At 74.3% G+C, this 26097-nt stretch carries 19 protein-coding genes; 15 read left to right on the forward strand and 4 right to left on the reverse strand.

Translation table 11 applies throughout. The features are described from left to right. Positions 1-2: 2 nt before the first annotated feature. From ACWEV0_RS10605 to ACWEV0_RS10615, 3 genes are read right to left on the reverse strand one after another with little or no spacing between them, the layout of a single operon-like run. Positions 3-257 (reverse strand): hypothetical protein, encoded by a 255-nt coding sequence (locus ACWEV0_RS10605; RefSeq protein ID WP_453148296.1) that lies wholly within the window; start codon positions 255-257, stop codon positions 3-5. Positions 258-277: 20 nt separating this feature from the next. Continuing rightward, entirely contained in the window at positions 278-2410 is a 2133-nt protein-coding gene (malQ, locus tag ACWEV0_RS10610; protein ID WP_453148298.1) for a 4-alpha-glucanotransferase, read from the reverse strand. 1 nt (position 2411) lies between these two features. Further along, on the reverse strand, positions 2412-2624 hold the full coding sequence (locus ACWEV0_RS10615) for a hypothetical protein (RefSeq protein ID WP_451606356.1): 213 nt from the start codon (positions 2622-2624) through the stop codon (positions 2412-2414). A 251-nt stretch (positions 2625-2875) separates the two neighbouring features. Here ACWEV0_RS10615 and ACWEV0_RS10620 point away from each other — a divergent pair, with 251 nt between their 5' ends. After that, entirely contained in the window at positions 2876-5992 is a 3117-nt protein-coding gene (locus ACWEV0_RS10620) for a beta-N-acetylglucosaminidase domain-containing protein (protein WP_453148300.1), read from the forward strand. A 16-nt stretch (positions 5993-6008) separates the two neighbouring features. Here the strand turns inward: ACWEV0_RS10620 and ACWEV0_RS10625 are convergent, their stop codons facing one another. Further along, positions 6009-6587 carry an HNH endonuclease gene (locus ACWEV0_RS10625; protein WP_453148301.1) on the reverse strand — a complete coding sequence of 193 codons (579 nt, stop codon included), beginning with the start codon at positions 6585-6587 and terminating at the stop codon, positions 6009-6011. 225 nt (positions 6588-6812) lie between these two features. Between ACWEV0_RS10625 and ACWEV0_RS10630 the strand changes: the two genes are divergently transcribed. From ACWEV0_RS10630 to ACWEV0_RS10695, 14 genes are all read left to right on the forward strand, one after another. After that, positions 6813-7928 carry a mechanosensitive ion channel family protein gene (locus tag ACWEV0_RS10630; protein WP_453148303.1) on the forward strand — a complete coding sequence of 372 codons (1116 nt, stop codon included), beginning with the start codon at positions 6813-6815 and terminating at the stop codon, positions 7926-7928. Positions 7929-8123: 195 nt separating this feature from the next. Further along, positions 8124-9353, forward strand: coding sequence for an ROK family transcriptional regulator (locus tag ACWEV0_RS10635; RefSeq protein WP_453148304.1), 1230 nt, complete (start codon positions 8124-8126; stop codon positions 9351-9353). Positions 9354-9398: 45 nt separating this feature from the next. Continuing rightward, on the forward strand, positions 9399-10748 hold the full coding sequence (locus tag ACWEV0_RS10640; RefSeq protein WP_453148305.1) for an ABC transporter substrate-binding protein: 1350 nt from the start codon (positions 9399-9401) through the stop codon (positions 10746-10748). 4 nt (positions 10749-10752) lie between these two features. Beyond that, on the forward strand, positions 10753-11697 hold the full coding sequence (locus ACWEV0_RS10645; protein WP_453148307.1) for a carbohydrate ABC transporter permease: 945 nt from the start codon (positions 10753-10755) through the stop codon (positions 11695-11697). Positions 11698-11703: 6 nt separating this feature from the next. Next, positions 11704-12615 (forward strand): carbohydrate ABC transporter permease, encoded by a 912-nt coding sequence (locus ACWEV0_RS10650; protein WP_453148309.1) that lies wholly within the window; start codon positions 11704-11706, stop codon positions 12613-12615. Positions 12616-12618: 3 nt separating this feature from the next. Next, positions 12619-13923 (forward strand): 6-phospho-beta-glucosidase, encoded by a 1305-nt coding sequence (locus ACWEV0_RS10655; protein WP_453148310.1) that lies wholly within the window; start codon positions 12619-12621, stop codon positions 13921-13923. Then, the gene (locus tag ACWEV0_RS10660) at positions 13914-14903 is read left to right on the forward strand and encodes an N-acetylglucosamine kinase (protein ID WP_453148312.1); all 990 of its coding nucleotides are present in this window, start codon (positions 13914-13916) and stop codon (positions 14901-14903) included. The genes ACWEV0_RS10655 and ACWEV0_RS10660 overlap by 10 nt, the downstream gene beginning before the upstream one ends. 324 nt (positions 14904-15227) lie before the next feature. Continuing rightward, positions 15228-16676 (forward strand): hypothetical protein, encoded by a 1449-nt coding sequence (locus tag ACWEV0_RS10665; protein WP_453148314.1) that lies wholly within the window; start codon positions 15228-15230, stop codon positions 16674-16676. A gap of 224 nt (positions 16677-16900) precedes the next feature. Next, a complete protein-coding gene (locus tag ACWEV0_RS10670) occupies positions 16901-17929 on the forward strand; it encodes a glutamate ABC transporter substrate-binding protein (protein ID WP_453148430.1) in 1029 nt (342 codons plus the stop codon). Positions 17930-17944: 15 nt separating this feature from the next. Then, a complete protein-coding gene (locus ACWEV0_RS10675) occupies positions 17945-19222 on the forward strand; it encodes a hypothetical protein (protein WP_453148316.1) in 1278 nt (425 codons plus the stop codon). Beyond that, entirely contained in the window at positions 19219-21804 is a 2586-nt protein-coding gene (locus ACWEV0_RS10680) for a tetratricopeptide repeat protein (protein WP_453148318.1), read from the forward strand. Before ACWEV0_RS10675 ends, ACWEV0_RS10680 begins: the two co-directional genes overlap by 4 nt. Before the next feature lie 2 nt (positions 21805-21806). Next, a complete protein-coding gene (locus ACWEV0_RS10685) occupies positions 21807-23273 on the forward strand; it encodes a PP2C family serine/threonine-protein phosphatase (RefSeq protein ID WP_453148432.1) in 1467 nt (488 codons plus the stop codon). Positions 23274-23357: 84 nt separating this feature from the next. Beyond that, a complete protein-coding gene (locus ACWEV0_RS10690; RefSeq protein ID WP_453148320.1) occupies positions 23358-24698 on the forward strand; it encodes a vWA domain-containing protein in 1341 nt (446 codons plus the stop codon). Between the two features lie 63 nt (positions 24699-24761). Beyond that, on the forward strand, positions 24762-26096 hold the full coding sequence (locus tag ACWEV0_RS10695; RefSeq protein ID WP_453148321.1) for an FHA domain-containing protein: 1335 nt from the start codon (positions 24762-24764) through the stop codon (positions 26094-26096). Position 26097: the final 1 nt, after the last annotated feature.

The raw sequence follows: 26097 nt of genomic DNA on the forward strand, positions 1-26097 counted from the left end.
GGTCAGGAGGGGGCGGGCACGCCGAACCCGCAGGAATGACAGGGGAGAAGCATGTCCATCACCAGGCCGGCGATGACCAGGAACAGCAGGATCGGCAGGCCCACGTACAGGCCGAGGGTCTGGGCGACACTCAGCCCCGGGGCCGGGTCGTCACCGTCGTCGCGGGTCAGCGCGAGCGCGGGGGACGACATGAGCAGCATCATCAGCGTCGTACCGGCCGCGACGGCGCCGGCGCGCAGGGCGTTCTTCTTGTCCACGGTGCAAAAGTAGCGAACACCTAAACGGAGCGCGCGCCCGGGGGTGCCGTACGGGCGCGCACGCCCCCTCCGCCCTCCTCCGCGACCCGTTCCGCGACCGTCCGCAGCAGGTCGTGGGCCCGGGGCGAGGCGGCCAGTTGCTCCAGGGTGACGGGCTGTCCGTCGGGGTCGGCGACCGGCAGCCGCCAGTTGGGGTACTGGTCCCAGGTGCCCGGCAGGTTCTGCGGCCGGCGGTCGCCCACCGCGTCCGGCAGCCACACGCCGACCATCCGGGCCGGGGTGGCGGCCAGGAAGCGGTGGAAGGCGCGAACCTCGGCGGCCTCGTCGCCCGGCCCCTCGGGGAGGAACCCGAGCCGCTGCAGCACGCCGAGCCACTCGGCGGTCTCGGCGCCGTCCCGGCCGCGTTCCCGCTCCAGATCGCCCGTGAGCAGCCCCAGCCGGTGGCGGAGCGTCACGTGGTCGCCGGTCAGCCGGGCCGCGGTGGACGGCAGGTCGTGGGTGGTGACGGTGGCCACGCAGCCGGCCCGCCACTCGTCCGGGGCCAGCGGCCGCCCGCCGCCCGTCCAGTCGCGCTCGAACCACAGCACCGACGTGCCGAGCACCCCGCGCCGGGCGAGCGCCTCCCGCACGCCCGGCTCGACGGTGCCCAGGTCCTCGCCGACGACCGCCGCCCCGGCCCGGTGGGCCTCCAGGACGAGGAGCGCGAGCATGGCCTCGGAGTCGTACCGCACGTACGTGCCCTCGGTCGGCGCCAGGCCCTCCGGCACCCACCAGAGCCGGAACAGGCCCATGACGTGGTCGATGCGCAGCGCGCCCGCGTGCCGCAGGAGTTCGCGGAGCAGTCCGCGGTACGGGGCGTAGCCCTCGGCGGCGAGCGCGTCGGGGCGCCAGGGCGGCAGGCCCCAGTCCTGGCCGCGGGCGTTGAAGGCGTCGGGCGGGGCGCCGACGGACATGCCGGCGGCGAAGACGTGCTGCTGCGCCCAGGCGTCGGAGCCGTCCGGGTGCACGCCGACGGCCAGGTCGTGGACGATCCCGACCGGCATCCCGGCCTCGCGGGCGGTGCGCGCCGCGTCGGCGAGCTGGCCGTCCGTCAGCCAGGCGAGCCGGCAGTGGAAGTCGACCCGCTGGGCGAGCTCGGCGTCGGCCCGTACGGCGGCCTCGGCGGTACGGGGATCGCGCAGCTCCTCGGGCCAGCGGCGCCACTGGTGCCCGTGCCGCTCGGCGAGGGCCTGGTAGGTGGCGTGGTCCTCCAGGGCGCGGCCGCGCTCGGCGAGGAAGTCGCGGTAGGCGGCCCGGCGGCCGGGGCCGAGTTCCACGGTGTGGATCAGCTCCAGGGCGCGCCGCTTGGCGTCCCAGACGGCGTCCCGGTCGATCAGGGCGCCCTTGCCGAGGACCCGTTCGCGCTGCTCGGCGGCGTCGCCGAGGATCCGGTCGAGCTCGCCCTGGCGGGCCGGGTCGACGTACGCGTACTCGGGCAGGTCCTCGATCCGCAGGTGCACCGGGTCGGGGAAGCGGCGCGAGGACGGGCGGTACGGGGAGGGATCGGTGGGCGCGCCGGGCACAGCCGCGTGCAACGGGTTGACCTGCACGAATCCGGCGCCGTGGGTACGGCCGGCCCAGTCGGCGAGCTCCCGCAGGTCGCCGAGGTCGCCCATGCCCCAGGAGCGGCCGGAGAGCAGGGAGTAGAGCTGGACGAGCAGGCCGTGCGCGCGGGCGGGCGGCTGGGGGGCGCGGGCCGGGGCCACGACGAGGGTGCAGGTGGAGCGGCGGCCGTCGGGGGCCTCGGCGGTGAGGCGGTGCACACCGAGGGGAAGGTCCAGGGGCAGGTCGGGCCCGTCGGGATTCCCTGGCGCGGTGAGGGTCTCCCCGTCCTCGGTGGTGACGGTGATCCGGGTGCCGGGCGGCAGGCCGCCGGGCGGGCCCTGGGGCTCCTCGCCCTGCCACCGGACCAGGGTGGGCGGCAGCAGCCGCTCCCGGCCGGCCCGTTCCGCCGCGCCGAGGGCCGCGGCGACCGCCTCCGGGGAGGAGGCGTCGACGTCAAGGGCGCGCAGGACGGCCACCACGGTGGCCTCGGGCACGGTGACCGTGACGCCCGCGGAGGGGGCGTACTCGGTGGCGACGCCGTGCAGGGCGGCGAGACGGGCCAGGGTCACGTCACACTCCGGGGGACTCCGAACCGCCCGCGGTGGCGCGGGCGGTGGGTTCGCTGGTGAGGGGGGCCGCCTCGATGAGCGGCGGTTCGCTGGTGAGGGGCGCGGTGTCGGCGAGGGGCGGTTCGCTGGTGAGCGGGGTGCCCTGCCGCGGGATCCCTATCCGTTTGCCGCGGGTGCCGCGGATGTGGTCGGTCTCGTGGTCGGTGGCGGTCACGGGGTCTCCGGGTTCGTCTCGACAGGCGCGGTGGGACGCGCTGGGGTCAGCAGGAGGAGCCCTACCCACCGCTCCCCGTTTTACCGGCGGAATTCGGCGAAACGGTGCCAGCTCGCCGAAAGGCCACCGGGCAATGCGGACAGTTCGACCACGCACATTGACACTCCGTCGGATCGGGTGGTGGGCTCGTATCCCGTAATCCACTTGTGACCCAAGGGGGCACAACCGTTCAAGGGTGAGAGGAGTCGCGCGTGCACCTCGGAGGCGGGACCGGACGTGCCGGACGCGGGAAGCGGACGGCGACGGCCGTGGCGGTCGCGGTGATCGGCGGGCTCCTCGGCGGTGTCGTACCGGGCGGCGCGTACGCGGCCCCGGGCGCCCCCTCCCCCGCCACCGCCCCCGACCAGCCCACCGCCGACCGGCCCGGCGCCGACGCGACGCCCGCCGTCTGGCCGCGGCCCCAGTCGCTGACCGCCGCCGGCGGCCCCGGCGTCACGCTCGGCACCGAGGTCACCCTCCTCGCGGCCCCGGGCGCCGATCCGTACGCGGTCGGCGCGCTGCGCGAGCTGCTGCGGGCGGCCGGGGTGCGGACCGTGCACGAGGCGCTGCCCGGGCGCGGCCCGGTGATCCGGATGGGCGGCGCTCCCGAGACGCAGGCGGCGCTGCGGGCCCTGAAGGCACCCGAGCGGGCCGATCTGCCCGCCGGCGGCTACCGGCTCGCGACCGGCCGCCTCCAGGGCCGGGACACGGTCGCGCTCGACGGCGTCGGCGGCGACGGCCTCTTCCACGCCGTGCAGACGCTCCGTCAGCTCGCGGGCACGCGTGGGGCCCTCCCGGCCGTCGTCGTGCGCGACTGGCCCTCCACCGCCGTCCGCGGCCTCACCGAGGGCTTCTACGGGCGCCCCTGGTCGCCCGCCGAACGGCTCGCCCAGATCGACTTCATGGGCCGCACCAAGCAGAACCGCTACCTCTACGCCCCCGGTGACGACCCGTACCGCCGGGCGCTGTGGCGCGAGCCCTACCCGGCCGCCGAGCGGGCCGCCTTCCGGGAGCTGGCCGCGCGGGCCGAGGCCAACCACGTCACGCTCGCCTGGGCCGTGGCGCCCGCGCAGGCCATGTGCCTGTCCTCGGACGCGGACGTGGCCGCGCTGAACGACAAGATCGACGCGATGTGGGCGCTCGGGGTGCGCGCCTTCCAGCTGCAGTTCCAGGACGTCAGCTACAGCGAATGGGCCTGCGACGACGACGCCGACGCCTTCGGCAGCGGCCCCGGCGCCGCCGCCCGCGCGCACGCGCACGTCGCGAACGCGGTCGCCGCGCACCTGAGGGTGACGTACCCGGGCGTCGCGGCGCCGCTGTCGCTGGTGCCGACCGAGTACTACCAGGACGGTGCCACCGACTACCGCACGGCGCTCGCCGGCGCGCTCGACCCGCGCGTGGAGGTGGCGTGGACGGGCGTCGGCGTGGTGCCGCGCACCATCACCGGCGGCGAACTGGCCGGGGCGAGGGGCGCGCTGCGCCACCCGCTGGTCACCATGGACAACTACCCGGTCAACGACTACGCCCAGGACCGGCTCTTCCTCGGCCCCACGACCGGCCGCGAGCCGGCCGCGGCCGTCGGCTCCGCCGCCTTCCTCGCCACTGCCATGGAGCAGGCCGCGGCCTCCCGCGTGGCCCTGTTCACCACCGCCGACTTCGCCTGGAACCCCAAGGGCTACCGGCCCGACGCGTCCTGGCGCGCCGCCGTCGACGAGCTGGCCGGCCCCGACCCGGCCGCGCGTGAGGCGCTGCGGGCCCTCGCCGGGAACGGCGCGAGCTCGATCCTGGCCCCGAACAGCGAGTCGGACTATCTGAAGCCGCTGACGGCTGCCTTCTGGGCGGCTCGCACGAGCCCCGACCGGGCCGTACGGGAGAAGGCGGCACGCGAGCTGCGGGCCGCGTTCACCGTGATGCGCCAGGCGCCCGCGCGCCTCAAGGGAACGGCGGACGGCGCGCTCGCCACCGAGGCCCGGCCGTGGCTCGACCGGCTCGCCCGGTACGGCGCGGCGGGCGAGGCGGCCGTCGACATGCTGCTCGCCCAGGCGCGCGGCGACGGCGCCGGGGCGTGGCGGGCCCAGCTGGAGCTGGAGCGGCGGCGCGCCGAGCTGCGCCCGGGGCAGCCGGGCAGTCAGGTGACGGTCGGCAAGGGTGTCCTGGACGGCTTCCTCGCCCGCGCGGCGGCCGAGTCGGCGGCCTGGACCGGCGCGGACCGGGAGCGCCGCCCCGATGTGAAGCCGGAGGTGGCCGCGCCGGACGGCTCGTACACCGTCCGGCTCGACCGCTCGCGGCCGCTGACGGCCCTGACGGTGATGACCGAGCCGGGTGCCACGGCGGGCGGCGGGCCGGTGGGCTTCCTGGAGGCGTACGTGCCGGGCGAGGGCTGGCGCCGGATCGGCCCGCTCACCGCCTCGGGCTGGACCCAGGCCGATCTGAAGGGCCTGCGGGCGGACGCGCTGCGCGTGGTGTGGGACGGCGCGCCCGGGCGGGTGCGCTCGCTTGTGCCGTGGTTCGCCGACGAGCCGCGCGCCGGCCTGGAACTGGCCCGCACCGAGACGGACGCCGAGATCGGCGGCCCGGCGCAGCGGGTGGACGTGACGCTGGTGGGGCGCAGCGCCGGCGAGGTGCGCGGGGCGCTCGCGGCCCGGCCGCCGAAGGGCATCACGGTGCGGCTGCCGAAGGAGGTCGCCACGCAGGTCGCGGTGCCGCGCGGGTCGAGGGCGACCGTGCCGCTGGAGGTGTCGGTCGCGGCGGACGTGCCGGCCGGTTCGTACGCCGTGCCCGTGTCGTTCGAGGGCGAGGAGCGGGTCCTGACCGTGCGGGCCTTCCCGCGCACGGGCGGCCCGGACCTGGCCCGTACGGCCACGGCCTCGTCGTCCGGCGACGAGACGCCCGACTTCCCCGCCGCGTACGCCCTGGACGGCGACCCGGCGACCCGCTGGTCCTCGCCCCTGGAGGACGGCGCCTGGTGGCAGATGGAGCTGGCGGAGCCGGCCCGGGTCGGGCGTGTGGTGCTGCGCTGGCAGGACGCCTTCGCCGCCCGCTACCGCGTCCAGGTCTCGTCGGACGGACGCGTCTGGCGCACGGCGGCGACGGTCCGCGACGGCCGGGGCGGGGTGGAGTCGGTCCGGATGGACGCGCCGGGCACGCGCTTCCTGCGGGTGCAGGGGGACGCGCGCGGCTCGGAGTACGGCTACTCGCTGTGGTCCGTGGAGGCGTACGCGGTGGAGGAGGCTCCGCCGGTGACGGCGCGGCCGACGCCGGGGCAGACGGCCGGGCCGACGCCTGGGCAGACGGCGGAGGAGCCGGGCACGGAGCCCGACCCCTCGTGAACGTCGACGGCCCGGCTCAACCCGTCGTCACGGCCCCCTGGGGAGCTTTCCCCTGAGGAACTGTGGCGACCGAGTCGATCCGGGCCAGGACGTCGTCCGCGCCGTACGGCTGGAGGTAGGGCAGCCAGCGCGGGTCGCGATGGCCGGTGCCGATGATCCGCCAGGCCAGTCCGGTCGGCGGGGCGGGTTGGTGATGGAGCCGCCAGCCCAGCTCGCGCAGGTGCCGGTCGGCCTTGACGTGGTTGCAGCGGCGGCAGGCCGCCACCACGTTGTCCCAGGCGTGCGTCCCCCCGCGGCTGCGTGGAACGACGTGGTCGACGCTGGTTGCGACGCCACCGCAGTACACGCAGCGCCCGCCGTCGCGGGCGAACAGGGCTCTGCGGGTCAAGGGAACGGGCCCCCGGTAGGGGACCCGCACGAACCGTTTCAGCCGCACCACACTGGGCGCGGCGACGACACGGCTCTCGCTGTGCAGGAAGGCGCCGGACTCCTCCAGGCAGAGGGCCTTGTTCTCGAGGACGAGGACGAGCGCGCGGCGGAGCGGTACGACGCCGAGTGGCTCGTACGACGCGTTGAGGACCAGGACATGCGGCACGGATGCCTCCTATGACGCCGGCGGCGCGTGGCTCGCGCCGGGACGAAACTGCAACCAGTCTCTCCTCATGCCGGGCCGGTGCGCCACCACGTGGGAGTAATGCCCCTGAGGTGTTCTCGACCACATCGGCGCGCTTTCGGGAGTCTTCCCCGGCCGTGGCCCGTCTTCCCCATTGCACATGTGCGCCACGGCGCCGGGGGCACCGCGCGTCCCCCGCTAGTGTGGATGGATTGCGAACGCCTGCCTGGAGGTCCCCCCGTGCCCGCCGTGTCCTGGTCCGCCGCCCTGCTGGCCGCCGACGATCCGACGCAAGTACCGGTGACCCTCGACGAGGCGGCCGAGCGGGCGACGGACGCCGCGGGCTGGGTCGAGCAGAACTGGTCCACCTGGCTGAACACCGGCCTGAAGATCGTCCTCATCCTGGTCGTGGCGTTCACCCTGCGGATGCTGGTCCGCAAGGCGCTCACCAAGCTGATAGACCGCATGAACCGGTCGGCCCAGGCGGTCGAGGGCACGGCCCTCGGCGGTCTCCTCGTGAACGCGGAGCGCCGCCGCCAGCGCTCGGAGGCGATCGGTTCCGTCCTGCGGTCCGTCGCCTCCTTCCTCATCCTCGGCACGGCCGGCCTGATGGTCCTCGGCGCCTTCAAGATCGACCTGGCGCCGCTCCTCGCCTCGGCCGGTGTCGCCGGTGTCGCCATCGGTTTCGGCGCCCGCAACCTGGTCACGGACTTCCTCTCTGGCGTCTTCATGATCCTGGAGGACCAGTACGGCGTCGGCGACTCCATCGACGCGGGCGTCGCCTCCGGCGAGGTCGTCGAGGTCGGGCTCCGGGTCACGAAGCTGCGCGGCGTCGACGGCGAGATCTGGTACGTCCGCAACGGCGAGATCAAGCGCATCGGCAACCTGAGCCAGGGCTGGGCCACGGCCGGCGTCGACATCACCGTCCGCCCGAACGAGGACCTGGACGAGGTGCGTGCGGTGATCGCCGAGGCCGCCGACCTCATGTCCAAGGACGAGCCCTGGAACGAGCGCCTGTGGGGCCCGATCGAGGTCCTCGGCCTGACGGAGGTCCTCCTCGACTCCATGACGGTCCGCGTCTCCGCGAAGACCATGCCCGGCAAGAAGCTCGGCGTCGAACGCGAACTGCGCTGGCGCATCAAGCGCGCCCTCGACGAGGCGGGCATCCGCATCGTCGGCGGCCTCCCGCCCCAGGCGACCGAACCCACCCCGCCGAAGGCCGACCCCACGGCCGCGATGTCGGCCCCGTCCGTCTTCGCCTCCCCGTCCTCGCCGCAGTCGGCGGCGGCGACGCCCCTGCCGAAGCCGGACCTGGGGAAGTAGCCGCCGCACTCGTACGACGAAGGGGCGCCCCGCCGATGACGGCGGGGCGCCCCTTCTCCGTGCCGGGTCGACCGGAGTGGTGCGCGCTCCTGAACGGGGTATTGACGACCCGCTGACGTCCGCCTTACCTTCCTCCCAACCCAATAGGAAACTTTCCTAACAGTGCAGTCCGCGCAGGCAGGCAGGTGCAGCGTCATGGCCGGTACTCCCCCCGGAACCCCGGGCACCCCCGGCACCCCCCGTGTCCTGCGGGCCATGAACGACCGGGCCGCGCTTGAGCTGCTGCTCGCGCACGGGCCGCTCTCCCGCACCCGGATCGGGAAGCTGACCGGGCTGTCCAAGCCCACCGCCTCCCAGCTCCTCGCGCGGCTCGAAGCCGCCGGGCTCGTCGTCGTCACCGGGACCACCGAAGGGCGGCCGGGGCCCAACGCCCAGCTCTACGGGGTGAATCCAGGGGCCGCGTACGCCGCCGGGATGGATGTGACGCCGGAGCGGATCCATGCCGCCGTCGCCGATGTCACCGGTGAGGTCGTCGGGGAGTTCCGGGTCGCGACGCCCGGGCGGGCGGCGGCCGAGGGTGGCGTCGTGCGGCAGGTGGTGGAGGCGCTCGACGGGGCCGTCAAGGAGGCCGGGCTCGGGCTCGGGGACGTACACCGGCTGGTGATCGGGACGCCCGGCGCGTTCGATCCGGCGACCGGGCGGCTGCGCTACGCCTCGCACCTGCCGGGCTGGCACTCGCCCACGCTGCTCGACGAGCTGGCGGTCGCGCTGCCGATGCCCTTCGAGTACGAGAACGACGTCAACCTGGTCGCCATCGCGGAGCAGCGGCTCGGCGCGGCGCGCGACCACGAGAACTTCGTGCTGCTGTGGAACGAGACCGGACTCGGCGCGGCCCTGGTCCTCGGCGGCCGGCTGCACCGCGGGTTCACCGGCGGCGCCGGTGAGGTCGGCTTCCTGCCGGTGCCCGGGACGCCGCTCGTGCGGCACGTGGCGAAGGCGAACTCCGGCGGCTTCCAGGAGCTGGCGGGCGTGCAGGCCATCCCGCGGATCGCCAGGGCGTGCGGGATCGAGACGCGCGAGCAGCCGTACGTGGAGACCGCGGCCGGGCTGCTCGCGCACGCCGCCGCGCACCACGCCGGCGACGAGCGTCACGCCCGCCTCCTCGACGTCTACGCCGAGCGCCTCGCCACCGGACTCGCCGCGCTCGTCGCCGTACTCGACCCGGAGCTGATCGTGCTGTCCGGCGCGGCGGTCAGCCCCGGCGGAGAGCCGCTGCGCGCCCGCGTCCAGGCCCAGCTCGCCGAACTCGCGGCGGCTCGGCCGCGGCTCGTCCTCGCCGCCGTCGAGCGGCACCCCGTGCTGCGCGGGGCCCTCGAATCCGCCCTCGCCGCCACCCGCGACGAGGTCTTCGACACCTCTCGATAAGCCAGACGCCCCTCGCCCCCCCCGCCCGTCCAGGGAGAACTCGCCATGCCCGCACGCCCCCGTCCCCGCCGGCTCGCCGCCGCGCTCGCCGCCACCTCCTCCATAGCCCTGTTCGCCTCCGCCTGTACGGGCTCCGCGGACAACGCCGCCACCGACGACCCCAACGCCCAGGTGACGATCACCTTCTGGCACGGCTGGTCGGCGCCGTCCGAGGTGAAGGCGATCAACGACAACATCAAGCGCTTCGAGGCGGCGCACCCGAACATCAAGGTCGACGTCGTCGGCGACATCAACGACGACAAGCTCAACCAGGCACTGCGCACGGGCGGTTCGAAGGGCCCGGACGTGGTGTCGTCGTTCACCACGTCCAACGTCGGCAAGTTCTGCTCCTCGGGCGCCTTCGCCGACCTGAAGCCGTTCATCGAGAAGTCCGGACTGGACCTCGGGAAGACGATCCCGAAGACGCTCCTCGACTACACCCAGTTCGAGGGCAGGCGCTGCGCGATGCCGCTGCTGACGGACGCGTACGGGCTCTACTACAACAAGACCGCCTTCAAGGCCGCCGGTCTCGACCCCGAGAAGCCCCCGAAGACCTGGTCCGAGCTGCTCGCCGACGCGAAGAGGCTCACCAAGCCCAAGGGCGACGGCTTCGAGCAGCTCGGCTTCATGCCGAACTACCACGGCTACGAGACCACCACCGAGCACTACCTGGGCAGTTGGGGCCCCGCCTACTTCGACGCGAACGGGAAGTCGACGGTCGGCACGGACCCCGGCATCGCCGCGATGATGACCACGCAGAAGAAGATGGTCGACGAGCTCGGCGGCTACGAGAAGCTGGAACGGTTCCGGACGTCCTTCGGCGACGAGTGGGGCGCCAAGCACCCCTTCCAGACCGGTCAGGTCGCCATGCAGCTCGACGGCGAGTGGCGGCTCGGCATGGCGACCGACGCCAAGGTGCCGTTCGACATCGGCGTCGCGCCGATGCCCGTGCCGGACGGCCAGGAGGCCGACTACGGCAAGGGCTACCTGTCCGGCACGATCATGGGCATCGCGCCGCACAGCAGGAAGCAGAACGCGGCCTGGGAACTGGTCAGGTTCATGACCACGGACACCGACGCCGTCGTCGCCTTCGCCAACGGCATCCGCAACGTGCCGTCGACCTTCGACGCGCTGAAGTCGCCGAACCTGAAGTTCGACCCGCGCTTCAAGACCTTCCTCGACATCGCCGCGCACCCGAAGTCCAACACCGCGGCCGGCGCGGTCAACGGCGCGACCTACCTCAACACCATCCAGGACTTCGCCCTGCAGTACGAGAAGGGCGAGGCGACCGACCTCCAGGACGGCCTGAGGAAGACCGCCGCGCAGATCGACACCGACATCGCCAAGGCGAAGTAGCACGATGGCAGGCACGATCACTCTCCGCTCGAAGCGCCGGCGCGCGGCGCTTCGTACGGCGGCGTTCCTGTCGCCGTGGCTGGTCGGGTTCGGCGTCTTCTTCGCGTACCCGCTGGTCTCGACCGTCTACTTCTCCTTCACGGACTACGACGGCTTCGCCGCCCCGTCCTTCAACGGCCTGGCCAACTGGACGTACGTCTTCCGGGACTACCCGCTGTTCTGGCCGGCGCTGCGCAACACCCTGTGGCTCGTCGTGATCATGACCGTCTGCCGGGTCGTCTTCGGACTCGGCGTCGGCCTGCTCGTCACGAGGATCAAGACGGGCGCGGGACTCTTCCGGACCCTCTTCTACCTGCCGTACCTGGCCCCGCCGGTCGCGGCGACGCTCGCCTTCGTCTTCCTGCTCAACCCCGGCACCGGACCGGTGAACTCGCTGCTCGAAGCGGTCGGCATCCCGGGCCCGGCGTGGTTCAACGACGCCGCCTGGTCCAAGCCCGCGCTGACGATGCTCGCGGTGTGGGGCGTCGGCGACCTCATGGTCATCTTCATGGCCGCGCTGCTCGACGTACCGAAGGAGCAGTACGAGGCGGCCGAGCTGGACGGCGCCTCGGCGTTCCAGCGGTTCCGGTATGTGACGCTGCCGAACATCTCGCCCATCGTGATGTTCGCCGTGGTCACCGGGGTCATCCAGGCGATGCAGTACTACACACAGCCGCTCGTCGCCGGGAAGGTCGCCTCGGGCGTCATCGGCGGCTCCGGGCAGTCCTTCGAGCCCGGCTACCCGGACAAGTCCACGCTCACCCTGCCGCAGCTCGTCTACAACCTCGGCTTCCAGCGCTTCGACTACGGCGCGGCCTGCGCCACCGCCCTCATCCTCTTCGCCCTGGCCATGGCCTTCACCCTGCTGCTCATGCGCCGCCGCGGCGGTCTCATCCAGGCAGGTGACTGAACAGCCATGAGCCGACTCCTCGACGCCGCCGAAGTCGCCCCGGAGGCGGAAATGCGGAAGGCCGGGGCCTCCCCCGCCGCGCGCACCGCCCGCCGCAAGGCGCTGCTCCACTGGATCGCGGTGCACGCGCTCGGCATCGCCGCCGCGCTCTTCTTCGTCCTCCCCTTCGTCTTCGTCCTCCTCACCTCGCTGATGAGCGACCAGCAGGCGCTCACCCGCGACCTGACCCCGGACACCTGGCAGTGGGACAACTACGTCCGCGTCCTCGACACGCCGGGCTTCCTCACCTGGTGGCGCAACACCCTGCTCTACGCGGGCCTCGGCACCGTCCTCACCGTGGTGTCGTCCGTCCCGGTGGCGTACGCGCTCGCCAAGTTCCGCTTCCGCGGCAGCCGGCTCGCGCTGATGCTCGTGATCGCGACGATGATGCTTCCGCCGCAGGTCGTGGTCATCCCGATGTACCTGTTCTGGGCCAAGCAGCTGGACCTGTCCGGCACGCTGTGGCCGCTGATCATCCCGATGGCCTTCGGCGACGCGTTCTCCGTTTTCCTGCTGCGCCAGTTCCTGCTGACCATCCCGGACGAGTACCTCGACGCGGCCCGGGTCGACGGCTGCGGCGAACTGCGCACCCTGCTCCGGGTCGTGCTGCCGATGGCGAAGCCGGGAATCGCGGCGATCGCGCTCTTCCAGTTCTTCGCCGCGTGGAACGACTACTTCGGGCCGCAGATCTACGCCTCCGAGAACCCGGCCGCGTGGACGCTGAGCTACGGCCTGGAGTCCTTCAAGGGCGCGCACCACACCGACTGGAATCTGACCATGGCCGCGACCGTCCTGGTCATGGCCCCCGTGATCCTCGTGTTCTTCTTCGCGCAGAAGGCGTTCGTCGAGGGTGTCACGCTGACCGGAGTGAAGGGCTGACTGATGAAACTGGCTGTCGTGGGGGGCGGCTCCACCTACACCCCCGAACTGATCGACGGATTCGCGCGGTTGCGCGACACCCTGCCCGTCACCGAACTCGTCCTCGTCGACCCGGCCGCCGAGCGGCTCGACCTGGTCGGCGGCCTGGCCCGGCGGATCTTCGCCAGGCTCGGCCACGAGGGAAGGATCGTCACCACCTCGGACCTGGACGCGGGCGTCGACGGCGCCGACGCCGTCCTGCTCCAGCTGCGGGTCGGCGGGCAGGCCGCCCGCGAGCAGGACGAGACCTGGCCGCTGGAGTGCGGCTGCGTCGGACAGGAGACGACCGGCGCGGGCGGCCTCGCGAAGGCGCTGCGCACGGTGCCGGTGGTGCTCGACATCGCCGAGCGGGTCCGCCGCACCAACCCGGACGCCTGGATCATCGACTTCACCAACCCGGTCGGCATCGTCACGCGGGCGCTGCTCCGGGCCGGCCACAAGGCCGTCGGCCTGTGCAACGTGGCCATCGGCTTCCAGCGCAAGTTCGCGGCGCTGCTCGACGTGGCCCCGGCGGAGGTGCACCTCGACCACGTCGGGCTCAACCACCTGACCTGGGAGACCGGCGTACGGCTCGGGGGCCCCGAGGGCGAGGACGTGCTGCCGCGGCTGCTCGCCGAGCACGGCGCCGCAGTCGCCGACGACCTGCGGCTGCCGCGCGCGGTCCTCGACCGGCTCGGCGTCGTCCCCTCGTACTACCTGCGCTACTTCTACGCGCACGACGCCGTCGTCGACGAGCTGCGCACCAAGCCGTCGCGGGCCGCGGAGGTCGCGGCGATGGAGCGGCGGCTCCTGGAGATGTACGGGGACCCGGCGCTCGACGAGAAGCCGGCGCTGCTGGCGAAGCGGGGCGGGGCCTTCTACTCGGAGGCGGCGGTGGATCTCGCGGCTGCTCTGCTGAGCGGGGCGGCCGGGACCGGTGCCGGGGGCAGGACCGGTGCCGGGGGCGGCTCGCCGTACCAGGTGGTGAACACGTACAACAACGGAACGCTGCCGTTCCTGCCGGACGACGCCGTGATCGAGGTGCAGGCCGCGGTCGGGCCGAAGGGCGCGGTGCCGCTGCCGGTGCCGGAGCTGGATCCGATGTACGCGGGCCTGATCGCGCACGTCACCGCCTACGAGGACCTGGCCCTGGACGCGGCGCTGCGCGGCGGCCGGGACCGGGTGTTCCGGGCGCTGCTCGCCCATCCGCTGGTGGGGCAGTTCGAGCAGGCGGACGGTCTCACCGACCGGCTGATCGCGCACAACCGGGAGCACCTGGCGTGGGCGTGAACCTCAACGGGCTGCTCCTCGCCGTCGACGCGGGGAACAGCAAGACCGACGTCGCGGTCCTCGCCCCGGACGGCACGGTCCTGGGCGAGGCGCGCGGCGGCGGCTTCCAGCCCCCGGTGGTGGGGGTGGAGGCGGCGGTCGACACGGTCGCGGAGATCGTGGGGCGGGCGTGGGAGGCGGCCGGGGGCGGCGGCTTCCCGCCCGCGTTCTCGCACGTGGCGGCCTGTCTCGCCAACGCCGATCTGGCGGTGGAGGAGCAGGAGCTGGAGCGCGCCCTGTACGCGCGGCAGTGGAGCCGCTCGATCCGGGTCCGCAACGACACCTTCGCCATACTGCGCGCCGGTGTCGACGAGCCGCGCGGGGTGGCCGTGGTGTGCGGCGCGGGCATCAACTGCGTCGGGATGACCCCGGACGGGCGCACCGCCCGCTTCCCCGCCATCGGCAAGATCTCCGGCGACTGGGGCGGTGGCGGCGGGCTGGCGGAGGAGGCGCTGTGGTTCGCGGCCCGCGCCGAGGACGGGCGCGGCGAGCCGACGGCGCTCGCGCGGGCGCTGCCGGAGCACTTCGGGCTGCCGACGATGTACGCGCTGATCGAGGCGCTGCACCTGGGGCGCATCCCGGTCGAGCGCAAGCACGAGCTGACGCCGGTCCTCTTCCGTACGAGCGCCGGGGGCGACCCGATCGCCCAGTCCCTCGTGGACCGGCTGGCGGAGGAGGTCGTGGCACTCGCCTCGGTCGCCCTCGCGCGGCTCGGCCTGCTCGACGAGGAGGCGCCGGTGCTACTGGGCGGCAGCGTGCTCGCGGCCCGGCACCCGCGCCTGGACGCGCGGATCGCCGAACTGCTCGCCGCGAGGGCCCCGAAGGCGGTCATCGGTGTGGTGGCCGCGCCGCCGGTGCTCGGCGCCGGCCTGCTCGCGCTCGACGCGGCGGGCGCGGACGCGGAGGCGGCGGGGCGGCTGCGGGGGTACTACGGGGCCTGACGTGAGGCTTCGGCCGGGGAGGTCGCCGCAGCCCGCCGGGCAGCGGCGACCTCCCCTTCTGTCGTACGCACGTTCACTCCATCGGGCGACGTTCGAGAAGGAACCGATCCCCGCCGGGAGACGTATTCAAAGTGACAGATGTTCGAAAGGGGGATCGCTCGCGGAGGCGTCCGAGGTGTGGGGCACCATAGGCACCAGCAGCGACAAGATCGAGACAATCCCGGTGTGTGGCCGGGATACTGCGGCCATACTGCTGGCCGGGTAGTACGTCCGCCACTCCACCGGCAGGACGGGATCGACGTCTGAGACCGAGGGGGAGGTCACGTGACACACCCGCCGAACGCGCCCGCCGCCTCGGCGGCGCAGGGCGCCGGAAGCGCGCCCGCGCGGCCGGGTCCCGGCGTGCCCGCGCAGCCGGGACGGCAGCCGGGGCAGGGGCAGGCGCCCGCGGTGGCGCCGCCGGCGGCGCCCGGGGTCTGGGCGCAGGGCCGCGAGGTGCTGCGCCGGGCGGCCACGACGGAGCCGGGCCGACTGCGGATCCTCGGTGCCGTACTCGCCCTGCTGGTCGTGGCTTTCGGGGCGGTGACGGCCTTCGAGGTCGCCGACCGGTCCTCCTACGCGGACGACGTGGTGGGCCGCAGCCAGCCGCTGAGCGCCGACGCCGCCGACATCTACCGCTCGCTCGCCGACGCCGACGCCACCGCCGCGAGCGGCTTCCTGGCCGGCCCGCAGGAGTCCGCGCAGATCCGCCAGAGATACGCGGACGACGTCACCACCGCCTCCCGGCTGCTCGTCAAGGCCGCCGCCGCCACCGACTCCGCCGGCGACTCCGCGAGCGAGATCGCCACGCTCAACGAGCACCTGCCGCGCTACACGGGCCTGATCGAGCGCGCCCGCGCCGCCAACCGGCAGGGCCTGCCGCTCGGCGGCGCCTATCTGCGGTACGCCAACCAGACGATGAGCCGGGACCTGCTGCCCGCCGCCGAGCGGCTGTACGCGGCGGAGACCGCGCGGCTGCACGAGGACGACGACGAGGCGCGCGCCTGGCCGTTCCTCTCGCTCGCGCTCGGACTGCTCGCCCTGGCCGCCCTGGTCTGGGCCCAGCTGCGCAACTTCCGCATGACGAACCGGGTGTTCAACCAGGGCATGCTCGCGGCGACCGCCGCCTGCGTCGTCGCCCTGCTGTGGCTCGTCACCGGCCACGGCCTGGCCCGCGCGGGCCTCGACGACGCCCGCGCGCACGGCCAGGAGTCCCTCCAGGTGCTCAACGAGGCCCGGATCAGCTCCCTGAAGGCCCGCGCCAACGAGAACCTGACCGTGGTCGCCCGTGGCGCCGTCCTCACCGACGACGGCAAGCACGACAAGTACGAGGCCGACTACAGCAGCAGCATCGCCACCCTCTCGACCGCCCTCAAGACGGCCGGCCGGCTCGCCGACGACGACGCCGGGCGCGGCCCGCTCACCGAGGCCACCGCCCGCGCCGAGGAGTGGCGGGGGCGGCACCGGCAGGCCCGCGAGCTGGACGACGCCGGTGACTTCACCGGCGCCATGAACCGGATCATCGGCACGACCGAGTCCACCGGTCAGTCCTTCGACCAGGTCGACGCGGCCCTCGGCCGCGCCCTGTCCCACGAGCAGGACGAGTTCACCCGCGCCGCCGACGGCGGCCGGAACGCACTGACCGGGCTGCCGCTGGGCGCGGCCGTGCTCGGCGTGCTCGCCGCGGCCTGCGCCGTCCTCGGCGTCAACCGCAGACTGTCGGAGTACCGGTGAGAGGGGGCGACATGCCGGACGGTGTCGAGCGGACGACCGGAGCGGGCCGGGTACCGGACGGCACGGCCGCGCCCATGCCCCGGCCCCGCCGGGTGGCCGGGCGGGCCGCGGGCGAGGACTCGGCGACCGGTCCGGACGAGCTGGTCGTCCAGGCGGCGTACGCCTCCGCCGCACCCGCGCGCCGCCGCCTCGGACGGCTGCGCGGCTGGGGTGGCGTCGCCGCCATGGGCGTGGCCTGCGCGCTCACCGCCTCCCTCGCGCTGCTCGCGCTGCCGCACACCGCGGACCGGCCCGGGACCCCGGTCGGCGCGCCCGGCGTGGGCAACGGGGTGGGCAACGGGCTGCAGGTCACCGCGAAGAACGGCGAGAGCGCCGAGAGCGCGGAGACCTGCAAGGACCCGGAGGCGTCGCTGACGCCGTCGGGCGCCGACGGGCCCACCGTCGAGAAGATCAAGCGGCGCGGCAAACTCGTCGTCGGCGTCGACCAGTCCAGCTACAACTGGGGCTTCCGCACGCCGCCGACGGTGACCCGGCAGCCCGACGGGTCGGTGAAGGAGACGCCCGGCGAGCTGCAGGGCTTCGACATCGACCTGGCGAAGGCGATCGCGAAGGACATCCTCGGCGACGAGAACGCCGTCATCTTCCGCACCATCCCGACCAACCAGCGCATCGCCGCCCTGGAGGGCGACAAGGTCGACCTCGTGGTGCGCACGATGACCATCAACTGCAAGCGGATCCAGCAGGTCGCCTTCTCCACCGCCTACTTCCAGGCCGGCCAGCAGGTCCTCGCCCCCAGGTCGTCCCCGATCACCGGCTACGACTCCTCCCTCAGCGGCAAGCGGATCTGCACCGCCGAGGGCTCGACGGCCTACGAGGCCCTGCAGGAGAAGTCGTTCGGCGCGGTCTTCAAGGACGTCGGCGACGACACCAAGGACGACCCGGACCTGCTGACCGTGCCCAACCAGCTGGACTGCCTGGCCCGGCTGCAGATGGGCGAGGTCGACGCCGTCGTCACGGACAACGCGCTCGCGGCCGGACAGGCCGCGCAGGACCCGGCCGTCGAGCTCAAGGGCCGGCCCTTCACCACCGAGTACTACGGAGTGGCCGCCAAGCTCGGCAACGACGACCTGGTCCGCCGGGTGAACCAGGTGCTCGTGCAGTACCGGCAGGGCCCCTGGCAGAAGGCGTACGACACCTGGCTGAAGGCGGACCTGCCCGGGATATCCGGGCCGCCGGCCCCCAAGTACAAGTAGAACGAGAGGTGATCGATGGGCGTCGCGGGACCCCCCGGGCCGGTAATGGACCGGGACGAGGTGGACCGTGCGCTGGCGCGGCTCGGCGCGGAGCACAAGGCGGTCGAGGACTCGCTCCTCGCGCTGCAGGACCACGCGGGCCGCAGGCTGCTCGAAGGTGCCGAGCTGACCGGGACGACCCGGGTCCGCTGGGCTGCCACCGAGCGGACGATCACCCTGCTGTGGGCGTACTTCGACGCGTACACCGCCGCCCTGTACGGCGCCCGTGAGGTGCGGGCCCGGCGCCGCTGGCCGGGCCGCGAGGAGCTGGTGGAGCTGACCGACCGGCTGCGCGGCGCGAGCGTGCACGTGCCGGGCGGGGCGCGGGAGCAGGCGGCGCTGACCGAGTCGTTCAGCCTGGACGCCCTGGTCCGGCGGATGAACGAGCTGTACGCGCAGTCGCTGGACGTCGTCGTCACCGCGGACGCGGTGTGGTCGGCGCTGCCCGCCCGGATCGACCTGCTCGCCGCCGAGCTGGGCCGCACCCGGTCGCTCGCCCACTCGGTGGGGGTGCGGCCCGGTGAGCACCCGGCCGGCGACGAGCTGGAGGAGATCACGGCCGAGCTCTCGGCGCTGCGGGAACAGGTCGTGTCGGACCCGCTGGCGTTCTGGCGGCCGGCCGAGGGCAGTTCGGCGCCCGGCGGCGGCCGACCCGACACCGCGCGGTACGACACGGCGGCCCGCGCCCTGGAGGACATCCGGCGGGAGATCGAGGCGGTGCTGCGGGTCCGCCAGGACTCGGAGGACCGGCTGCTGCGGCTGCGCGACGTCCTGTCCCGCGCGGACCGCACCCTCGCCGAGGCCCGCGCGGCCCGCGGCGAGGTGCTCGCGAAGATCGCCGCCTCCGAGGTGCCGGCGGTCAGCGGACCGCCGACCGCGCTGCAGGAGCGGCTCGCGACGGCCGCCGAGCACCGCCGGCACGCCCGGTGGCACCGGCTGTCGCCGCTGCTTGACGCCCTGGAGCGGGAGGCGGAGGACGAGCTGATGCGCGCCCGCGAGTCGCTGACCGCGGTGACCGCGCCGCTCGCGGTGCGCGCCGAGCTGCGCGGCCGGCTCGACGCGTACAAGGCGAAGGTGGCGCGGCTCGGCGGCGCGGAGGACCCTTTCCTCATCGAGCGGTACGACACGGCCCGGCGGATGCTGTGGAGCGCGCCCTGCGATCTGCGGGCGGCCGAGCAGGCGGTGCTGCGTTACCAGCAGGCGGCGGCCGAGACGCTGTCCGGGCCGCGGGACACACGGGGGGATCGATCATGAGCGGGGAGTCCGGAGTGAGCAGTTGTCAGCGTCCGACGTGCGAGGGCTCGTACGAGGACATGGGCGGCGGCGAGCTGTACTGCGACACGTGCGGGCTCGCCCCGGTCGTCGCGCCGGGCGGGCTGCTCGCGGCCAACCCGACCGGTATGGCCGTGCCGGGCCGGGAGTCGTCGAAGGGGTCGAGCAGCAACTCGGTGCGCAGCAGTTCGCGCGCCTCGTCCCGGACGTCCTCGCGGTCCTCGGCGTCCCGGCGTTCGGTGTCCGGGCGGCTGTCGCGCTCGCTGTCGGGGCACGGCTCGGCGCGCTCGGTCTCGGTGCGCAGCTCGGGTTCGAGCGGTTCGCAGTCGGGGCGCGGCCGGCTGGGCGCGGGTCTGGTGACGGTGCCCGAGGTGCCGCGTCCGGATCCGCGGGCGGCGGTGATGGCGAACCCCGAGGTGCCCGAGAGGAAGCGATTCTGCTCGCGTTCCGACTGCGGCGCCCCGGTGGGCCGTTCGCGCGGTGACCGGCCGGGCCGTACGGAGGGTTTCTGCACCAAGTGCGGCCACCCGTACTCCTTCGTGCCGAAGCTGCGGGCCGGGGACGTGGTGCACGGGCAGTACGAGGTGGTGGGCTGTCTCGCGCACGGCGGCCTCGGCTGGGTCTACCTCGCCGTCGACCGGGCGGTCTCGGACCGCTGGGTCGTCCTCAAGGGCCTGCTCGACACCGGTGACCAGGACGCCATGGCGGCCGCGATATCGGAGCGCCGCTTCCTCGCGGAGATCGAGCACTCCAACATCGTCCGCATCTACAACTTCGTCGAGCACCTGGACCCGCGCACCGGCTCCCTGGACGGCTACATCGTCATGGAGTACGTGGGCGGCAAGTCGCTCAAGGAGATCGCCAACGACCGCCGCACGCCCGACGGCCGGCGCGATCCGCTGCCGGTCGAGCAGGCGTGCGCGTACGGCATCGAGGCCCTGGAGGCGCTCGGCCATCTGCACAGCCGCAACCTGCTCTACTGCGACTTCAAGGTCGACAACGCGATCCAGACCGAGGACCAGCTGAAGCTCATCGACATGGGCGCGGTCCGGCGGATGGACGACGACGAGTCGGCGATCTACGGCACGGTCGGCTACCAGGCGCCGGAGGTCGCCGAGGTCGGCCCGTCGGTGGCCAGCGACCTCTACACGGTGGCGCGCACGCTCGCCGTGCTGACCTTCGACTTCCAGGGCTACACCAACGTCTACGTCGACTCGCTGCCGGAGCCCGACGGCATCGAGGTCCTGCGCACGTACGAGTCGTTCTACCGCTTCCTGGTGCGGGCCACCGACCCGGACCCGGCGCGCCGCTTCTCCTCCGCGCAGGAGATGGCCGAGCAGCTGACGGGTGTGCTGCGGGAGGTCGTGGCGCTGCAGTCGGGGCGGCCGCGGCCGGCGCTCTCCACGCTGTTCGGCGCCGAGGTGCGGGTCACGGACACCGAGCTGTTCGACGAGCAGACGGACGACGTGTCGGTGCTCGGGGCGCGCGAGACCAGACGTGGGCGCCGCAAAGCGCTTCCCTCCGCCGTCGCCGGGCGGGGCGGGGCGTTCCTGCGCCCGCTGGACGTGCCCGCGACGACGCTCGCACTGCCGGTGCCGCGGGTCGACCCGGGCGACCCCAACGCCGGTTTCCTCGCCGGTCTGCTGGCCGCCGCTCCCGCCGAGCTGATCACCGCGCTGCACGCGGCGCCGGTCCCCTCGCTCGAACTGAGCCTGCGCGAGCTGCGGGCCCGGCTCGAGATGGGCGACCTGGGGGCCGCCGGGCGGGCCCTGGAGAACCTGGAGCAGGGGTACGGGGACGACTGGCGGGTGGTCTGGTACCGCGGCGTCAGCTCGCTGGTCGGCGGCGACCGGGAGAGCGCGGCGCTCGCCTTCGACGCGGTCTACGACGCCTTCCCCGGCGAACCCGCGCCCAAGCTGGCGCTCGGCGTGTGCGCGGAGGTGCTGGGCCAGCTGGACAACGCGGCCGAGTACTACCGCCTCGTGTGGGCGACCGACCCGAGCTATGTGAGCGCCGCGTTCGGCCTGGCGCGGGTGCAGATGGCGGCGGGCGACCGGGCGGGCGCGGTGCACACCCTGGAGTCCGTGCCCGAGTCGTCCATCCACTACACGGCGGCCCGGGTCGCGGCCGTCCGCGCCCGGCTGCGCCGCCGCCCGGCGAACGAGGCGCTCGGCGGCGACCTGACGGCGGCCGCCGCGCAGGTCTCGGCGCTGCAGGGCTTCGGCCTGGACGCGGTGCGCCGCGAGCGGCTGGCCACGGAGGTGCTCGGCACGGCGCTCGACTGGGTGCTCTCCGGCAGCCCCGGCGCGGGAACGACTGGTACGGGAACGGCTGGTACGGGAACGGCTGGTACGGGAACGGCTGGTACGGGAACGACCGTTGTGGGAACGGCCGGTACGGGAACGGCCGGCATGGTGCTGCTCGGCAGCGAACTGGACGAGCGCGGACTGCGCTTCGGCCTCGAACGCTCGTACCGGGTGCTCGCCCGGCTCGCCCAGCGGGGCGAGGAGAGGATCGAACTGGTGGAGCGGGCCAACCGCTACCGCCCCAGGACGTGGGTGTGAGTATGTCCCTGAAGCCCAAGGCCCCGCACCCTCTGGGGACCTGCCCCGAGTGCGCCGAGCCGCTCGAGTCGGGGGACCGTTTCTGCGGCGCGTGCGGTTACGACCTGTCGGCCGCCACCGCCCCCGAGCCGGACCGCCCGACGGTCCCGATCGCCCTCCCCGTGGACTGGCCGGAGCCCCCGCCCCGCGACCCCAACTCCCTGACCACGGCCACCCAGCACCCCGGCGACCTGCCGGGCACGGACTCGGGCGGCCGCGACCTGCCGACGATTCCGGTGCGGATCGACGAGGTGCCGCAGGCGGGGCCGGGCGCGGCCGCCGGTACGGCACCGGTCTCGGGGCCGGGAGCCGCGCAGAGCCCGGCCGCAGGCTCGGCCGGCGTCCCCGGCGCGGCATCGGCCTCGGCTCCGGACGCCGCCGAACCCGGCTCCGCCGACGGCGACTTCACCCTCGCCGCGCCCGACCCGCGCGCCGCGCTCCGGGCCGACCCCACGCCCGACCCCACGCCCGAGCCCGCCACCGAGCCCGCCGCCGGGCCCACGCCCGGTGCGGCGCGGAAGCTGTGCGTCGCCTGTCGCACCGGGCAGGTGGACGGGGACGGGTACTGCGAGCACTGCGGGCACGCGCAGCCGCGCGAGCGGGACCACATGGAGGAGGAGCTGCCCGCGGTCGCCGCCGTGAGCGACCGGGGGCTGCGGCACCACCGTAACGAGGACAGCTTCGCCGTCGCGTCGGCCGCGCTGCCGGACGGCACGCCCGCCGCGGTCGGCGTGGTCTGCGACGGCGTGTCGTCGGCGACCCGGCCCGACGAGGCGTCCAGCGCCGCGGCCTGCGCGGCGAACGCGGCGCTCGTGGCGGCGCTGCCGCGGGGCACGCACCCGCAGCAGGCGATGCACGAGGCGATCGTGGCCGCCGCCGAGGCGGTCAACTCCCTGGCGGAGCAGGGGCCGGGCTCCGGCGAGCGCGACCACCACAGCAACGCGCCGGCCTGCACCATCGTCGGTTCCGTCGTCGCGGGCGAGCTGCTCGTGGTCGGCTGGGTCGGCGACAGCCGGGCGTACTGGGTGCCCGACGACCGGACCGCGCCGCCCGCCCGGCTCACCGAGGACGACTCGTGGGCCGCGCAGATGGTGGCGGCGGGCCTGATGAACGAGGCGCAGGCGTACGCGGACGAGCGCGCCCACGCGATCACGGGCTGGCTCGGCGCCGACGCGTACGAACTGGAGCCGCACACCGCCGCGTTCAAACCGGACCGGCCGGGCGTGGTGGTGGTCTGCACCGACGGCCTGTGGAACTACGCGGAAGCGGCCGAGGAGATGGCCCGGATCATGCCGGCCGACGCCTCCGCCCGCCCGCTGCACGCGGCCCAGGTCCTCGTCGGCCACGCCCTCGACGGCGGCGGCCACGACAACATCACGGTCGCGCTGCTGCCGTTCAGCCTTCCGGCCTCCGGGGCAGGATCGGCCTGACCGGCCGTCCGTCCCGCCATCCCGATCCCCACTCCTACTTTCTTCCTCACTTCTCTTCTCGTGAGCCGAGGAGCCGAATCACCCATGGCCAACTTCTCCAAGCCGACCGGGCCGCAGTTCTCGGTGGACGTGTACCAGAACGAGTTCCTGCCGGAGGGCGGGCGGGACGTCAACGCGATCGTCACCGTCACCGCGACCGGCGGCGGCACCGCCGCCGGACTGCCGCAGGCCGCCGCCGGCGGCCGCTCCGCCGCGGTCGTGCTGATGCTCGACTGCTCGGGTTCGATGGACTACCCGGCGACGAAGATGCGCGGCGCGCGCGACGCGGCCGCCGCCGCCATCGACACCCTGCGCGACGGCACGGCCTTCGCCCTGGTCGCCGGCACGCACGTGGCGAAGGAGGTGTACCCGGGCGGCGGGCGGCTCGCGGTCGCCGACGCGCGCACCCGCGCCGAGGCCAGGGACGCGCTGCGCGGCCTGAGCGCGGGCGGCGGCACCGCCATCGGCACCTGGCTGCGGCTCGCCGACCGGCTGCTGTCCTCCGCCGACGCGGCCGGCGCCCCGATCCGGCACGGCATCCTGCTCACCGACGGACGCAACGAGCACGAGTCGCCCGCCGACCTGCGCGCCGCCCTGGACGCCTGCGCGGGCCGCTTCACCTGCGACGCGCGCGGCGTGGGCACCGACTGGGAGGTCGAGGAGGTCAAGGGCATCGCCCGGGCGCTGCTCGGCACCGCCGACATCGTCGCCGACCCGGCCGGGCTCACGGCGGACTTCACGACGATGATGGAACGCGCCATGGACAAGGAGGTCGCGGACGTCGCGCTGCGCCTGTGGACCCCGGTCGGCGTGGAGATCGGCTTCGTCAAGCAGGTCGCGCCGACCGTCGAGGACCTGACCGGGCGGCGCACCGAGGCGGGTCCGCGCGCCGGGGACTATCCGACCGGCTCCTGGGGCGACGAGTCCCGCGACTACCACGTCTCCGTGCGCGTCCCGCAGGCCGCGGTCGGCCAGGAGATGCTGGCCGCCCGCGTCTCGCTGATCGTGCCGGACCCGGCGGGCGGCACTCCGGTGACGCTGTCTCAAGGGCTGGTACGGGCGGTGTGGACGGACGACATGGTGATGTCCACGGCCATCAACCCGCAGGTCGCGCACTACACGGGGCAGGCCGAGCTGGCCGATGTCATCCAGCAGGGCCTGGATGCCCGCAAATCGGGCGATCGTGACGGCGCGACGGCCAAGCTGGGGCGCGCGGTGCAGCTCGCGGCGGCCTCCGGGAACGCCGATACCGCGAAACTGCTTTCGAAGGTGGTGGACGTGGTCGACGCCGCGACGGGTACTGTGCGGTTGAAGGCGAAGGTCGCGGAAGCGGACGAGATGACTCTCGAGACGCGTTCCACCAAGACCGTTCGCGTGAAGAAGTAAACGGACACTTCGCAGTAAACGGACACAGGGCCGTTAGGGACGACGAGAGGGGGAAGCACCGACATGCCGACCTGCCCGAACGGACACCAGTCGGTCTCCGACGACTGGTGCGAGGTCTGCGGCCACCGCATGGCCGGGGCGGGTGCGCCGGCGGGTGCCGTACCGCCGCCTCCCCCGCCGCCGCCCGCGTACGGCTACCCGGGCCCCGGCGGCCCGGCCGGCCCGGGTCCCGCCGGTCCGCCTCCGCCGCCGCCGATGCCGGGTGGCCCCATGGGCCCTGGTGGTCCCGGTGGTCCCGGCGCTCCCGGTGGCCCGGGTGGTTACGACCCGAACGCGACCGCCCAGGCCGAACTGTGCCCGCAGTGCCGCACCCCGCGCGAGCCGATGGCACCGTTCTGCGAGGAGTGCCGCTGGAACTTCCTCACGAACACGGCGACCTCGTACACCCCGATCGCCCCGGCGTCGGGCCCGGGCATGCCCCCGCCGCCGGCCCCGGCGCCCGGCGGGCTCAACCTGCCGCCCGGCTTCCAGTCGCCACCGCGGCCTCCGCAGCCGCAGCATCCGCACCCGGATCCGTACGAGTACCAGGGCTCGCGGCCCTCGCAGGTGAACCGGCCGGCCGAGCCGCTGGGCGCCGATCCGACGCACCACCAGGCCCCGCCGCAGCGCCCGCCGATGTCCGGCCCGCCGGCCCCGCCGGCTCCGATGGCCCCGCAGGCGTTCCAGCCGGCCCCGCCGGCGGGCGGCCCGGGCATGCCTCCGCCGCCCGCGCCGCCGCAGCCGCGCGCGGACGACGACTGGCTGCTCTCGCCCCCGTCCCGGCCGGAGCCGCCGGCGCCCGCGCCCGGCCCCGTACCGCCGAACCTGCCCCCGCTGCCCGGCCACGGCGGCCCCGGCCCCCAGGGTCCCGGTCCGCAGGGTCCCGGTCCGCAGGGTGCGCCGCCCGCTCCGTTCCAGCAGCAGCCGCAGCCCCCGCAGCCGCGTCCGCAGCCGGCGAACTGGACCGCGGTGATCGGCCCTGACCGCGAGTACTTCATGGCGATGATGCACCGCAGCGGCCCGGAGGCGACGGGGCTCAACCTGCCCGCGTACTCCCCCGAGCAGCACGTGCCGCTCCAGGGCAACCAGGTCAGCATCGGCCGCCGCCGGCACTCCACCGGCGAGTCGCCCGACATCGACCTGTCGGTGCCGCCGGAGGACCCGGGCGTCTCGCACCAGCACGCGGTGCTCGTGGCGCAGCCGGACGGCTCGTGGGCGGTGGTGGACCAGAACTCCACCAACGGCACCACGATCAACGGCTCGCCCGACCCGATCCAGCCCTATGTGCCGGTGCAGCTGGGCGACGGCGACCGGGTGCACGTGGGCGCCTGGACGACGATCACCGTCCGGCGCGGCTGAG

This window comes from Streptomyces sp. NPDC003943 (assembly GCF_053605265.1).